This is a genomic window from Gemmobacter aquatilis (assembly GCF_900110025.1).
Lineage (GTDB): Bacteria > Pseudomonadota > Alphaproteobacteria > Rhodobacterales > Rhodobacteraceae > Gemmobacter > Gemmobacter aquatilis.
In genome coordinates this window covers 173,017-187,128 of record NZ_FOCE01000007.1, presented here as the reverse complement: position 1 = coordinate 187,128, position 14,112 = coordinate 173,017, and the positions used below count along the sequence as shown (strand labels likewise).

General features: G+C 64.8%; 14 protein-coding genes and 1 pseudogene. 6 read left to right on the top strand and 9 right to left on the bottom strand.

What is annotated here, in order from left to right; all coding sequences use genetic code 11:
- Window positions 1–87: 87 nt before the first annotated feature.
- Both BMX43_RS13425 and BMX43_RS13420 read left to right on the top strand, forming a co-directional pair.
- Window positions 88–384 carry a hypothetical protein gene (locus BMX43_RS13425; protein ID WP_091296029.1) on the top strand — a complete coding sequence of 99 codons (297 nt, stop codon included), beginning with the start codon at window positions 88–90 and terminating at the stop codon, window positions 382–384.
- 539 nt (window positions 385–923) lie between these two features.
- Complete coding sequence (locus BMX43_RS13420) at window positions 924–1,766, top strand: DUF3800 domain-containing protein (RefSeq protein ID WP_091302197.1); 843 nt, start codon at window positions 924–926, stop codon at window positions 1,764–1,766.
- 182 nt (window positions 1,767–1,948) lie between these two features.
- Here BMX43_RS13420 and BMX43_RS13415 read toward each other — a convergent pair whose 3' ends face one another.
- The 7 genes and pseudogenes from BMX43_RS13415 to BMX43_RS13385 form a co-directional block, all read right to left on the bottom strand.
- Window positions 1,949–2,356, bottom strand: coding sequence for a hypothetical protein (locus tag BMX43_RS13415; protein ID WP_091302195.1), 408 nt, complete (start codon window positions 2,354–2,356; stop codon window positions 1,949–1,951).
- Complete coding sequence (locus BMX43_RS13410; protein ID WP_091302192.1) at window positions 2,353–2,682, bottom strand: hypothetical protein; 330 nt, start codon at window positions 2,680–2,682, stop codon at window positions 2,353–2,355. The genes BMX43_RS13415 and BMX43_RS13410 overlap by 4 nt, the downstream gene beginning before the upstream one ends.
- A gap of 10 nt (window positions 2,683–2,692) precedes the next feature.
- Entirely contained in the window at window positions 2,693–2,905 is a 213-nt protein-coding gene (locus tag BMX43_RS13405; RefSeq protein WP_091302189.1) for a hypothetical protein, read from the bottom strand.
- Window positions 2,906–2,961: 56 nt separating this feature from the next.
- Window positions 2,962–3,242 (bottom strand): annotated as a pseudogene (locus BMX43_RS13400) (transposase); the annotation flags it as partial.
- A 233-nt stretch (window positions 3,243–3,475) separates the two neighbouring features.
- Complete coding sequence (locus BMX43_RS13395; RefSeq protein ID WP_091302187.1) at window positions 3,476–5,119, bottom strand: CTP synthase; 1,644 nt, start codon at window positions 5,117–5,119, stop codon at window positions 3,476–3,478.
- Between the two features lie 157 nt (window positions 5,120–5,276).
- A complete protein-coding gene (gene secG / locus BMX43_RS13390) occupies window positions 5,277–5,711 on the bottom strand; it encodes a preprotein translocase subunit SecG (protein ID WP_091302185.1) in 435 nt (144 codons plus the stop codon).
- A gap of 234 nt (window positions 5,712–5,945) precedes the next feature.
- Window positions 5,946–6,656, bottom strand: coding sequence for a pyridoxamine 5'-phosphate oxidase family protein (locus tag BMX43_RS13385; protein ID WP_091302183.1), 711 nt, complete (start codon window positions 6,654–6,656; stop codon window positions 5,946–5,948).
- A gap of 63 nt (window positions 6,657–6,719) precedes the next feature.
- Between BMX43_RS13385 and pdxR the strand changes: the two genes are divergently transcribed.
- From pdxR to BMX43_RS13370, 3 genes are all read left to right on the top strand, one after another.
- Entirely contained in the window at window positions 6,720–8,114 is a 1,395-nt protein-coding gene (pdxR, locus tag BMX43_RS13380) for a MocR-like pyridoxine biosynthesis transcription factor PdxR (protein ID WP_091302180.1), read from the top strand.
- A gap of 258 nt (window positions 8,115–8,372) precedes the next feature.
- Window positions 8,373–9,665, top strand: coding sequence for an adenylosuccinate synthase (locus BMX43_RS13375; RefSeq protein WP_091302178.1), 1,293 nt, complete (start codon window positions 8,373–8,375; stop codon window positions 9,663–9,665).
- Window positions 9,666–9,669: 4 nt separating this feature from the next.
- Entirely contained in the window at window positions 9,670–9,900 is a 231-nt protein-coding gene (locus BMX43_RS13370) for a DUF2842 domain-containing protein (RefSeq protein ID WP_091302176.1), read from the top strand.
- Window positions 9,901–9,975: 75 nt separating this feature from the next.
- Here BMX43_RS13370 and BMX43_RS13365 read toward each other — a convergent pair whose 3' ends face one another.
- On the bottom strand, window positions 9,976–12,303 hold the full coding sequence (locus BMX43_RS13365) for a hypothetical protein (RefSeq protein ID WP_139201583.1): 2,328 nt from the start codon (window positions 12,301–12,303) through the stop codon (window positions 9,976–9,978).
- A gap of 137 nt (window positions 12,304–12,440) precedes the next feature.
- Between BMX43_RS13365 and BMX43_RS13360 the strand changes: the two genes are divergently transcribed.
- Window positions 12,441–13,121 carry a thiamine diphosphokinase gene (locus BMX43_RS13360; protein WP_091302172.1) on the top strand — a complete coding sequence of 227 codons (681 nt, stop codon included), beginning with the start codon at window positions 12,441–12,443 and terminating at the stop codon, window positions 13,119–13,121.
- Here the strand turns inward: BMX43_RS13360 and BMX43_RS13355 are convergent.
- On the bottom strand, window positions 13,102–14,028 hold the full coding sequence (locus BMX43_RS13355) for a DMT family transporter (protein WP_245749472.1): 927 nt from the start codon (window positions 14,026–14,028) through the stop codon (window positions 13,102–13,104). The genes BMX43_RS13360 and BMX43_RS13355 overlap by 20 nt on opposite strands.
- Window positions 14,029–14,112: the final 84 nt, after the last annotated feature.

Here is a 14,112-nt window from a genome sequence, read left to right as displayed (position 1 = left end):
CATCAACGAGCACAAAATCAACCGCCTTGATGACCTGCTGCCCTGGAACTGGTCCCCGCTTCCTGCAACGCTACCCGAGGCCGCCTGATGGCAACCGTTACCCATGTCTGCACCCTCGACTACGTCGCCAAGATGCTGGGCGAAGATCCCGAGCTTCTCGAAGCAATCGTCTACAATGACGACAACCTGAGCTATGGCTCGATCATCAGCGTCTATACCGGACCGGACGACACCATCACCGCCCTGACCGATGATGCCATCGATGAGCTAAAAGACATGCTCAGGGACGCGCGCATCACCACCGAAAACTGGCACGCCTTCCTCGACGACTTCGTCGATGACGCAGAACTCGTCGCACGTATCAAGGCACAGTCACCGCGGTAACAACCGGCCGGTTACAATAGAATGCGTTCTTCTGCTGAATTGCCATGTCCTGCCCTCATTGTGTTTTTGGGCCGATTCTCATTCAGGTTGCATTAATCCCAAAAGGTATTTTCACCGGCGTCGTGTGAGCCGCGCAGTTTGCCGTCAGAGTTCAAGAAACTGGTGCAGGCAGGCACGCTTTTTCGCTGGCGACGTGTATCATCCTGGACTATGGCCGCAGCACCGAGCCGCAGCGCCTCGAGCCCTGCTGCAGTGCTGCGCCAGAGGGTGCCCATGTTGAGCCAGATCTGCGCGAGTTGGGTGCGCTACTTTGCGGACCGCGCCCGCCCGCCAGATACCCCCTGCCATATTGACACTGGAAGCTGCAGGGCATGGGACAGAAACCGTTCGAACCGGGCGTTTCGCGCGGGTGTCAAACGGGATGTGAACGGCAGTGTGAAGGCAACTCCTCCTGTAAATCCAAAAGGCCAGTAACAAAGTAGCGGCGGTGGCGGAAACCCACCCTTGACGAATCCCTCTCGCGATCTCTTGATCGGGGGATGTCAAATCAAGATTACGGCTACCTCCTTTTTGTCGATGAGGCTGGTGATGACGGCCTTACCAAAGTTTCCCCGATCGATCAGAACGGTTCCTCGGAATGGCTGGTCATATCTGGCTTGATGGTTCGCGCCGAAGATGAGCACCAAAGCCGACCGTGGCTCGATCAGATTCGTACCGACATCTCTGCGTTGCAGTCTGACAATATCCATTTTCGGAAGCTGAGCCCAATGAAGCAGCTGCGTGCTGCGGTCATGCTTTCAGATTTGCCAGTTCGCATTTTCACCGTCTGCTCCAACAAGAAAAACATGCGCGGCTACAACAACGAGCGGGCAGCCACGGCCGGTGGCAAGCAGTGGTTCTATAACTGGATCGTCAGGATCATGATGGAGAGGGCCACAAACTACTGCCTCGAGAACTCTGTCAAAAAGCTTGGTCGGCCAGCCAAAATGAAGGTGCTCTTCAGCGCTCGCGGTGGACACTCATATGGTCAAACAAAGGCATATTGGGAATGGCTGCGTGCGAAGGGCAGGCCCTTTCTCGATCTCTACGAGATCAGATTTGAAGTCCTGAGCTTCGGGTTGGTCGACTATGTACCGCATTACATGCATGCCGGATTGCAGTTGGCCGACATCGCGGCAAGTTCGATGTACCAAGCTGTGGAAGCGCGTTCTACCCGCTGGTCTACAGCCTGTGCCGAAGCCCTTTCGCCGGTGATGGCTCGATCTGGGGGCAGTGTGGTCGACACGGGTCTGGTTCTTCAACCCCACAAGATTGATGCCATAGGACTCAGTGGCGAACAGAAAATGATCTTTCAGCACTATGGGTACCGGTTCAAACGCTGAAAAGGGTGCGGGTCCCGGCTTGTGTTGATCAGTCGCTGCAGGCTGAAATCCGATGTCCAACCGTCAATTGACCCGCGACACATCAGAAGCATGTCGCACCAACGCCCCGGCGCCCCCGCATACATGACCTTAACGGTTGTTCGCCCGGTTTCAAGCCCGCTTGCGCTAACGTCGGACGGCGGTCACGCGAATGCGGCCCTGAACGCGATGAGTGCCGCCGCCACCTCCGCGACCGTGCCCGCCGCCGCCACCGCCGCGGCCGTGCCAAGCCGCAGCGCTTCCAGCCCCGCCGCCGCTTGCCGCCACAGATCCGCCATGGCGAGCCAGATCTGCGCCAGTTGCCAGGCGTCGGGGGCGGTGATGCCGATTTCGGCGGCGAGCAGCGGATAGGTGGCGAGGTCGGGGGCGGGGTCGGCGATGTAGCGGGCGGCTTCGGCTTCCTTGGCCATGTAGATCATCTGCTGGCCGGGCAGCGTGGTGATCATGGTGGCGCGGGCGGCGCTGATCTCGGCGCGGGCTTGCGCCTTGGCCTCGGCCAGCGCCTCGGTCGCGCGGGTTTCGGGGGATTTCATCAGGGTCCAGTCGATCATGCGACCACCTCCGGGGTATAGCTGGGCAGGGCCACCGGGCCGTCTTCGGTGACATGGATCGGGGCGGGATGGATCACCACCTCGGCCTCGGGCGGCGCGGGCCAGGGGATCGGGCCATGCGGCAGGATCAGCGTGAGGTGGATGACACCGCCGTTGCGCTTGACATCCGAGGCCAGCCAGGGGCAGGCCACCGCCGCGCGCGGCAGAACCGCGCCCTCGGCCAGCGGGGTGAAATCATAGGCCGTGCCGTTGATCGTCAGCACATCGCCCGCGCGGTGCAGGCTCAGCGCTTCGTCGCAGCGCATCGGGGTCAGGGTGATCTGCATGGGTTTCTCCTCAGAACCAGCGGCCGATGGCGATGATGGCCACATATCCGGCGATGCGGGCTGCACTGGTGTTATAGGCGCTGACATCGACGCCCGAGGGCGTGACCCCGGTCGAGCGCGCAAAACCGACCGTTCCGCCGGAACAGGCGCACAGGATCCGCGGCGCGGCGGCAAAGGCGGCGGCAAAGGTCGCGCCGGTCTCGGCTCCGGTCTGGGTCAGCACGGTGGTGGTGCAGATCTCCTTTGTAGCATGAGCAGATTTTCACTGGGTCGATACAATCGCTCTGCCGGTGTCGTCAGGGATTTCCCCGCAAATCCTTCAGAACGACATTGTCCAGCATGACATCAGCAACCAGCCGCTTCAGTTTCGCGTTCTCGTCCGCAAGCTGCTTCAGGCGTTTGGCATCGGACAGATCCATCCCGCCATATTTGGCCTTCAGCTTGTAAAATGTCGCAGGGCTAAGCCCGTGCTTCCGGCAAAGCTCAGAGGTCGGCAAACCAGCCTCCTGCTCCTTGATCGTCCCGATAATCTGAGCCTCGGTGAGACGGCTTTTCCTCATGTCGTCTGCTCCCACAACTTTGGCAGTCTCTACATCACGACGACGGAACTTCCGGGGGCAGGTCACAGATCAAATGCCCGCACGGTAAGGCCCTCAACCATCTGAGGCCACAGAACACCACCCAGAGCGGCCAGACCGTGACGGAAAGAAAAGCTCCTGTATGCCGATGCCTCATTTCCCATCCGGCAAATGACGTTGCCATAGGAGCGGCTCCAAACTGTGACGGGTCTTCGTCAGACCAACCGCGAAATCTCGACCGCGGCACGCACGAAATCAGCGAACAACGGGTGCGGGGCGAAGGGCTTGGATTTCAGCTCGGGGTGGAACTGCACGCCGATGAACCACGGATGGTCCTTCACTTCGACGATTTCCGGCAGGCGGCCATCCGGGCTCATGCCCGAAAAGATCAGGCCGCAGGTTTCCAGCTTGTCTTTGTATCGGGTGTCCACCTCGTAGCGGTGGCGGTGACGTTCCTCGATCCGGGTGCTGCCGTAGATCTGTGCGACTTTGGACCCGGGGGTGAGGGTGGCGGTATAGGCACCAAGACGCATGGTGCCGCCCTTGTCGTCCCCGACCTTGCGTTCCACCACATGATTGCCCTGCACCCATTCCTTCAGGTGATAGACGACCGGGGTGAAGCGCTTGGCGCCCGCCTCGTGGTCGAATTCCTCCGATCCGGCAGTGTCAATCCCGGCGAGGTTGCGGGCGGCCTCGATCACCGCCATCTGCATGCCGAGGCAGATGCCCAGATAGGGGATGCCCTTTTCGCGCGCATATTGGGCGGCGCGGATCTTGCCTTCGGTGCCACGCTCGCCAAAGCCGCCGGGCACCAGAATGGCGTGGAACCGTTCCAGATGCGGCGCGGGGTCTTCGCGTTCAAAGATCTCGCTGTCGATCCATTCGGCCTTCACGCGGGTGCGATTGGCCATGCCGCCATGGGTCAGCGCTTCGGCGATGGATTTGTAGGCGTCTTCCAGCTGGGTATATTTTCCGACGATCGCCACGCGCACTTCGCCCTCGGCATTGGTCAGACGGTCCATCACGTCTTCCCAGCGGGTCATGTTGGGCTTGGGCGCGGGTTCGATGCCAAAGGCATTCAGCACGGCCTGATCCAGCCCCTCGCGGTGATAGGCCAGCGGCGCTTCGTAGATGGTTTTCAGGTCATAGGCAGCGATTACCGCATCCTTGCGAACATTGCAGAACAGGGCGATCTTCTCGCGCTCTTTTTCCGGGATCGGATGTTCCGACCGCAGCAGCAACACATCGGGGGCCAAGCCGATGGATTGCAGTTCCTTGACCGAGTGCTGTGTAGGCTTGGTCTTCAGCTCACCCGAGGCCGCCAGATAGGGCAGCAGCGTCAGGTGCATCAGGATGCACTCGCCGCGCGGGCGTTCGTGGATGAACTGGCGGATCGCCTCGAAGAAGGGCAGGCCCTCGATGTCACCCACTGTGCCGCCGATCTCGCACAGCATGAAATCGACCTCCGATTCGCCGATGCGAAGGAAATCCTTGATTTCGTTGGTGACGTGGGGGATGACCTGAATGGTTTTCCCAAGGTAATCGCCCCGCCGCTCTTTCTCCAGCACGGTGGAATAGATGCGGCCAGAGGACACGCTGTCGGTCTTGCGGGCAGAAACGCCGGTGAACCGTTCGTAATGGCCCAGATCGAGGTCGGTCTCGGCGCCATCGTCGGTGACGAACACCTCGCCATGTTCAAACGGCGACATCGTGCCGGGATCGACGTTCAGATAGGGGTCAAGCTTGCGCAGGCGGACAGAATAGCCGCGGGCCTGCAGCAGCGAGCCAAGGGCCGCAGAGGCCAGACCCTTGCCGAGGGAGGACACCACGCCGCCGGTGATGAAGATGTAACGTGCCATGCGGTGGACTCCCGTGAGTTCATTTCAAAGCGCGATTCGCCCCATGGGAATCGCAGCATCACGGGAGTTGAGCCTTAGCCACTTTTCCGGCAAAGCGCAACAGGGCCGCTAGATGCTGTCGCTTTCCGCAGGGCGCAATCTAGGATTTGTGGTCAGATCAGTTGCTGGCGGGGGCTGCCGGAGCAGGAGCAGGCGCGACCGGAGTGGGAGCAACAGGAGCAGCATCTGCCGGGGCCGCATCGGGGCGTGGCGGGGCAATGGGCGCATCGCTGGGCACGGGCGGCAGCAGGTTGTCGCCAAGCGGCGCCGCAGGCGTGGCCGGGGCGGGCACCGAGCCGCCGATCTGGTCGATCACCGAGCGGCTGCCGCTGTCGCGGGCCGCCAGAATGGTGAGCGTGCTGGACGTGATGATGAAGCCGATGGCAAAGGCCCAGGTCAGTTTGGTGAGCGCGGTTGCAGCGCCACGGCTGGACATCACGCCGCCGCCGCCGCCACCCATGCCGAGGCCACCGCCTTCCGAGCGCTGAAGCAGCACGACGCCGATAAGCAGAAGTGCGAGGATCAGGTGGATGGTGAGGATGACGTTTTGCATGGGGCCGCCGTTCAAGTGCTGACGCGCCTATCTAGGCGGATGAGGCCATGGGTGCAAGTCCAATGGCGGGGCGGGGGGAAGTTCGGCTGTATGGGGGAACGGCGTGGACCCTCACCCCCACTCGGGGAGAGAGTGAGGTGCTAAGGGGGCGGATGTGTTGGATGAGGAGGCGCCGGGGCCGGGGCGCTGCCCCCGGCGCCTCCCGCAGGGTGTTTTCATCAGATTGAAGGAAGGTCAGGGGGCAGAGGCGAACAGGATCTGGGTGGCGCGAAGGGCGTCATCCAGCCGGGTGCCGGGGGCGTAGGGCGCCAGATCGGCGGGGCGGGGGATCGTTGCGGGCAGCACCGGGCTGGGCTGTTCGGCGCGCAGCACGGTTTCCACCGGGATCACCCCGGCCCAGACCGGCAGATGGCCGTCCTCGTCATCATCTCCGGCATTGGCGGCGCGGATCTTGGCGCTGGCCTCCTCGATCTCCATGGCGATCACGGCGGTGGCCTTGATTTCTTGCGCGGTGATCGGGCGTAGCGTGGCATTGCGGCCGGGGAACAGGCGGTCGGTCACGTCCAGCAGCGCCTGCCGCTTTTCCTCCGGGTCGGTGACCAGATGGGCGGTGCCAAAGCACATGGCAGAGCGGTAATTGGCCGAATGGTTGAAGGCCGAGCGCGCCAGCACCAGCCCATCCAGATGGGTCACCGTCAGGCAGACCGGCACGCCGGTGGCAAGATGGCGCAGCATCCGGCTGGCGGAAGATCCGTGCCAATACAACCGGTCCCCACGGCGCCAATGCAGGGTCGGCGTACAGAAGGGCTGGCCGTCGATCACATAGGCGACGTGGCACAGCATGGCGGCGTCAAGAATGGCATGCACGGCGGTGCGGTCATACTCGGCCCGTTTCGCAACCCGTTTGACGCGGGAGCGGGCAGTGATGGGATAGCTGTCGGTCATGGCGTTCTCTCTTGTGTCCGGCAGATGTAGCGCGCAGGTTTGGTTTGAGAGAGGTCCAATCATATGGATATAAATCAGACCAATTTGCCGGACTGGTCGGCGTTGATCCCGGTCTTGCCGCAGGGCGGGCCGCGGCGGCGGGCGCTGTATGCCGCGCTGCGCGGGCTGATCGAGACGGGGCGACTGCCCCCGGGTGCAAAGCTGCCGCCGACGCGCGATCTGGCGGCGCGGCTGTCGGTGGCGCGAGGGGCGGTGGTGGCCGCGTTCGAGATGCTGGTGTCGGACGGATTCGCCGAGGCGCGGGTGGGCAGCGGCACCTTTGTCGCCGGGGCGGTGCCGCGGGTACAGCCGCCACTGCCGGTGGTGGCGGAGGCGCCTTTGGTGGGGGCGCTGCCGGGGGATCTTGGGCTGGCGACGGCGGACCAGCGCACGCTGGATCAGTTTCGCGCGATCCTGCACCGGCAGATGGCGCGGCCCCCGGTCGCACAGTTCGCTTATGGCGATCCGCGCGGCGATGCGGGCTTGCGGGCCGAGATTGCCGCCTATCTGCAAATGGCGCGCGGGGTGCGGTTACAGCCGGAACAGATCGTGCTGACGGCGGGCACGCAAGGCGCGTTGGATCTTGTGGCGCGGGCCGTGCTGGCGCCGGGTGATCAGGTCTGGATGGAAGACCCGGGCTATCCGGCGGCGCGGGCGGCGCTGCAGGACATGCGATTGGTGCCGGTGCCGGTTGACGGGCAGGGGCTGGATGTGGCGGCGGGCATCACGACGGCACCGGGCGCTCGGGCGGCCTATGTCACGCCGTCGCACCAGTTTCCACTGGGGGTGGTGATGACGATGCCGCGACGACTGGCGCTGCTGGACTGGGCGGCGCGCGCTGGCGCTTGGGTGATCGAGGATGATTATGACAGCGAATTCCGCCACGCCGGGCCGCCGCTGACCGCCTTGCAGGGCATGGATGGCGGCGGGCGGGTGATCTATGTCGGCACCTTTTCCAAGGCGCTGATGCCGGGGCTGCGGCTGGGCTATCTGGGCCTGCCCGAGCAGCTGATCGCGCCGGTACTGGCGCTGCGCCGCCGGGTGGACCGCTATCCCCCCGTGCTGGCCGAGGCGTCACTGGCAGAGTTCCTGCGCGAGGGGCATTTTGCCGCGCATCTGCGGCGGGCACGGCGCAAGGTGCGGGCAGCGCGGGATGCGTTGGTGGCAGCGCTCAGGGCGGGCGGGCTGGAGGTGGCGGCGCCGGAACAGGGGTTGCATCTGGTGGCGCCCCTACCTCCCGGTGTGGATGACCGTGCGGTGGCGCAGGCGGCACGGGCGGCAGGCTTGGGTGCGCGCGCGTTGTCGCCGATGTATCTGGGCGCGGCACGACCGGGGCTGGTGCTGGGCTTTTCGGGCCATGAACCCGCGGTACTGGCTGGGGCGGCTGCGGGCTGGCTTGGCCGGGATGAGCGCGGCTAGCGTGCAGGCGCGCTCGCACCCCCTCTGGGCGCTGTGCACCCATTCATCCGCTGAGGATACTTTGAAACAGGAAAATGCCGGGGCGGTCCGTCTTTCCATTTTCTGTTCTTAAATATCTTGGGGTGAATTGGCCGCAGGCCAAGAGGGGCAAAGCCCCCGACAGCGTCGCCGATGCCTGGGGCCACGATTTTCCTCTGTCCCCCGGGGCGTCGCGTCGTTATACGGACGCGGGTTTCAACTCTGCCGAAGGATCGGGACATGGCCAATGTCGTCGTCGTGGGCGCCCAGTGGGGCGACGAGGGGAAGGGCAAGATCGTTGACTGGCTCAGCGAACGCGCCGATGTGATCGCGCGCTTTCAGGGCGGCCACAACGCGGGCCATACGCTTGTCATCGACGGCAAGGTTTACAAGCTGTCGCTGCTGCCCTCGGGCATCGTGCGCGGCGGCAAGCTGTCGGTGATCGGCAATGGCGTGGTGCTGGACCCCTGGCACCTGATCATGGAGATCGACAAGCTGCGCGGGCAGGGCGTCACGATCAACCCGGAAAACCTGATGATCGCGGAAAACGCCCCGCTGATCCTGCCGCTGCATGGCGAGCTGGACCGGGCGCGCGAAGGCTCGGTGGGGGTTGCCAAGATCGGCACCACCGGGCGCGGCATCGGGCCGGCCTATGAAGACAAGGTGGGGCGCCGGGCGATCCGCGTCGCCGATCTGGCCGATGACAAGACGCTGGAGCTGCGGGTGGACCGGCTGCTGGCCCATCACGACGCGCTGCGCCGCGGCCTTGGCATGGAGCCGGTGGACCGCGCGGGCCTGCTGGCGCAATTGAAAGAGATCGCACCGCAAGTTCTGCCCTATGCCGCGCCGGTGTGGAAGGTGATGACCGAGGCCCGTCGCGCGGGCAAGCGCATCCTGTTCGAAGGCGCGCAGGGCGCGCTGCTGGACATTGATTTCGGCACCTATCCCTTCGTCACCTCGTCCAACGTCATCGCCGGGCAGGCGGCAACCGGCGTGGGCCTCGGGCCGACCGCGATCGACTTCGTGCTGGGCATCGTGAAGGCCTATACGACCCGCGTGGGCGAAGGCCCCTTCCCGGCGGAACTGTTCGATGCCGATGGCGAGCGTCTGGGCGAGCGTGGTCATGAATTCGGCACTGTGACCGGCCGCAAGCGCCGCTGTGGCTGGTTCGATGCGGTTCTGGTGCGCCAGACCTGCGCAACCTCGGGCGTCTCGGGTATCGCGCTGACCAAGCTGGATGTGCTGGACGGGTTCGAGACGCTGAAGATCTGCGTGGGCTATGATCTGGATGGCAAGCGGCTGGACCATCTGCCGACGGCCGCTGACGAACAGGCCCGTTGCACTCCGGTTTATGAAGAGATGGAAGGCTGGAGCCAATCCACCGCCGGCGCGCGCAGCTGGGCCGATTTGCCGGGCGCTGCCGTGAAGTATGTGCGCCGTATCGAAGAGCTGATCCAGTGCCCGGTGGCGCTGCTGTCCACCTCGCCCGAGCGCGACGACACGATCCTTGTCACCGATCCTTTCGCGGATTGATCTGATGGCGCTGAGCTACAAGGCCCGCAGGCGGCTGTCGCTGGTGATCCTGATCTTGGGGCTGCCGCTGTATATTGGCGTGGTCTGGGGCATCATGGGCGTGCTGGACCGCCCGCCGATCTGGCTGGAGCTGCTGATCTATATCGGTCTTGGCTTCCTGTGGGCGCTGCCGTTCAAGTTCGTGTTCAAAGGGGTGGGCCAAGCCGACCCCGATGCGAGGCGCAAAGAGCCGTGACACCGAAAAGGCCAGAGCGGATGCTCTGGCCTTTTGCTTTTGGCGCATCTCGGTGGCAGCCGCCGCGCGCCCGGGTCAGCCCACCAGCTTGCGGGCCTTGGCCAGCACATGCGAAGTTTCGGCCAGCGCATATTGTCCACGCCGCACCTTCACGATGCGGCCTTCGCGCAGCAGGGTGCCGAAATAACGCAGGCCATCTTCGCGGGTGATTCCTTCCTCTTCGGCCTGTTCGCTGACCTGCCGCATCAGTTGCGGGCGCGAGAAATGCGGGCGGCCTTCGACGCAGGCGGCATAGGCAGCAGCTGCTTCCAGCAGTGCGGGGAAGCCTTCAGCGCCGATGCGTTCGGCAAATTCGGCAAAGCCTTTGGCATCGGTAAAGATTGACACCTCGTCGTCGTCTTCATCCTCGTCCTCGTCGAATGACTGTGCGGCGAGCGCGGCAGAGCCGCCGGTGACGCGGCGCGGGCGCACGGGCTGGACTGTTTCCGGGGCGCGGGGGGCCGGATCGCGGTCCACCCGAAGTTCGGACACCAATACCAACGGTGCGGGGCGCTGCGCCTGCGGCGTGGCCGAGGGGCGCACGATGCGCGACAGGTCTTCGCGGTAGGGTTCCACCCGCGAGTCTTCGGATTTTGCCGGGCTGCCTCCGACGCGGCGTTCGGCCACGGTGGCGGCGACGGCGGCCTTCAGATGCGCGATCGCCGACAGGCGGCGGCGGTTGTCGGGGCCGGCCATCTGCGAATTGGTTTCGGCGATCAGTCGGGTCATCGCTTCTTCGGTGCGGGCGCCCTCCAGTTGTGGCGTCCGCGGGTCGGTTGCCGCGCGGGTACCGGGCAGGGTTTCGGGCAGGCGCGGCTCGATTTGGGTCGGGGCCACCGGGGTTTCGGCGCGTGCGACCCGCAGGCGGCGCACCGGGCGGGCCGGGCGTATGGGGCGGGCCGGGTCAGGTTGCTCGATGTCGGCTGCGGCTTCGGCGATCAGATCGGGCGCCGGTGTTGTCACCGCGGGCGTGCTTGCATGTTCGGCTTCCAGCTCTGCCAGTTCGCGGGCCAGATCGGCCTCAGCCTCGGGCGACAGCACGGGTTCTGCATCCGGCACGGTTTCGGCCAGTTCCGCCAGCTCTGCCGGAGCGGTGGGGGCGCGGCGGATGCGGATCACCCGGGCCCGGGCGCGTTCGACACGGGATTCGCTGTCGGGCATGACAGGGGCGTCAGATTCTGGGGTGGCAGCTTCGGGCGCAGCGTCGGTCGCCGGGGCAACATCAGCCAGAAGATCGGCCATCAGCGCATCATCCAACGGATCGGCTTCGTTCCAGGCGCCAGCCGCTTCGGCAACGGGATGGGCCTCCGGCTCAAGATCCAGATCGGGCAGCAGGTCAACCTGCGGCTCGGGATACTCTGCTGCTTGATGTGCAGGTGTGTCGTCCGCCAGCGCGGCCAGCAGGTCGTTGAGCGCCTCGTCCTCGGCCAGATCCGCCGGGGCGGGCATGGCTTCGGGTGGCATCTCGATCTGCGGGGCGGTGTCGATCAGGGCCAGACCGGCGATCAGCGCGTCTTCGTCCAATCCGCTTTCTGGCGTGAGGGCGGCTTCGGCGACGGGTTCGAGCGCTTCTTCAGCCAATTCGCCGCCGAAATCGGCTGCGGGGGCGGTGAATGTGGTGTCCTCCTCAACCTCGGCAATGGTTTCCGGGAAGATTGCAGCGGCAACCTCGACGGGCTGTTGTGCCGATACGGTAACCGGCGCGTCAGTCTCGGCGGCCAGCTCTTCGGGCAGAATGTCTTCGACAGACAGGTCGCGGGCTGTGGGTTCGGGCGCCAGATCTTCAGGCAACCGATCGGCGGCCGCCTGCGGCGCGACGTCTTCTTCCTCGCCATAAGGCGCGGCGGCTTGTGCTACAGCACTGCGGATGCGCATCAGCTTTTCGGCCACGCTTTCCTGCGCGGCTGCGCTGGGGGTAGCCGGGATCGGCGCAGGGCGCTGTGTGGCCGCTGCGGCGGGCATGGTGATGCGCGGCGCGGGAGCTACCGGGGCAGGGGCCACAACGGCGACAGGTTCGACCGCGACAGGCTCGGTCCTGGGGGGAAGCGGCGTATCCAGAGGTGTCGGCGCGGCGATCTGGGCAGGAACATGCTGCTGCGGGGCGGAAGCCTCGCCAGCCCGCAGGATCACGCCGTTTTCCTGAATCTTCGCTTCGACCCGGCGCTGAATTTCGCGCTCGGCAATCTTGTGCAGCATGGCGGCATCGGGAGTTGGCGGTTCAGCCCCGAAATAGCGATCCTCGGCAGCCAGATCGCGGAAATACTCTGCAATCGCCTTCATCGTGTTGAAGGGGTCATCGAACCCTTCAAGCGTGCAAGAGAAGGTGCCATAGGACACCGTGAGGATTTTACTCGCTCCGATCATCGGATGCTCGCCTTCTACTAACCATGCTGCCACTTTACCCGCTGAAAGCTCGTTTCCATGGACAGATAGGGGTAATTTGAAGGATTGATTATGGCCCGTGCCCTACCCTTCCGCCTTAATTCGGGAACAGTATCCGCATGAATCACAAGATTGTCGAATCCCATGAGGGGGTCACACTCGTTGCAGGTGGGCCCTGCACAAGGCGTGATCTGAGCTTGGCACTCCGGCGGGCGCCCTGTCTTGTCGCGGCGGATGGCGGGGCGGACCGGGCGCTGGACCTGGGCGAGATGCCGCGCGCGGTGATCGGTGACTTCGATTCGGTGTCGGTTGATGCGCAGGTTCGGCTGGCCGGGCGGCTGTTTCCGATTGCCGAGCAGGAGACGACCGATTTCGACAAGGCGCTGCGTTCGATCCGCGCGCCGTTCGTGCTGGGGGTTGGGGTCGCGGGCGGGCGGGTCGATCACGAACTGGCGGTGCTGAACGGGCTGGTGCGGCACGCGGCTGAGGGGGTGGCGATGCCCTGCCTGCTGATCGGCGCGCAGGATGTGATCTTTGCGGCCCCGCTTGCGCTTCGGCTGCATTTGCGCGCGGGGGATCGGCTGTCGCTGTTCCCGCTGGCGCCGGTGCGGGGAGAAAGCCGGGGGCTGCGCTGGCCGATCAATGGGCTGGGGCTTGCACCCGACGGTCGGGTCGGTACGTCGAACCTTGTGGAAACCGGCCTTGTGGATATGCGCTTCGAGTCATCGGGGATGCTGGTGATCCTGCCGCGCAACCGGCTGGATGCGGCGCTGGCGGCGCTCAAAAACCCGCATCGCTGAGCGCTTCGGCGGCGGCGCGGCGGGCGCCGCGCTGCTCGCGCCAGATGATGTAAAGGCCTGATCCCGTGATGATGGTGATCCCGGCCCAGGTCAGCATGTTCGGGAAATCGCCGAACACCAGATATCCAAGCGCCACCGCCACAACGAGTTCAAAGTAATGCAACGGCGCCAGCGTGGCCGAGGGCGCGAATTTCAGCGCGTAAGTCATGCACATATGGCTGACCGTCGCCCAGAAACCGACCCCGAACAGCCAGAGCCAGAAAATCCCCTGCGGCATTACCGGGTCCAGCGCGGCAATGCCCGATCCGTTTGCCAGCCAGATCACCGGCAGGCACAGCGCCGTGCCCGTCAGTGCCGTGTGCAACTGCATGGTGACGGGGTGCATATGCGCCGCGATGGCCCGGGTGATCAGCATGTAGAAGGCAAACAGGAAGGCGGTGCCCAGCGGGTAAAGCGTTACCAGCCCGAAGGTGGCGAAGGCGGGCTGGATCACCAGCATCGCCCCGCCAAAGCCCACGATCGACGCGGCGATGCGGCGCGGGCCAACCTCGTCGCCGAACAGCAGCTTGCCGAGGATCAACAGGATGAATGGCTCCACGAACACCAGCGCCAATGCATCGGCCAGCGGCATCACCGCGATGCCCGCGATGAAGCAATAGGTGGACAGCACGAGGAACACTGCCCGCGCCAGCAGCAGCCCGGCCACCCGCCGCCCCATCCACAGCGGCAAGCGCAGGACCAGCGCCACCGGCAGCATCAGCGCGCCCTGCACGACAAAGCGCGCCAGCGTCACCTCACCCACGGGAATCGCGGCGGTGGCGAGTTTCGAGCAGACATCAAGCAGCGGCGCGAGGATGCAGAACGCGATCATCAGCGCGGCACCGGGAAGGGGGCGGTTCTGGGTCATCGGGCAGGGCTAGCGTGCGGTGACCGGGGCGTCCAGTCCGGTTCCGACGCAAGGTGCCGCAAACAGAGCATTTCCCGAGGGGGT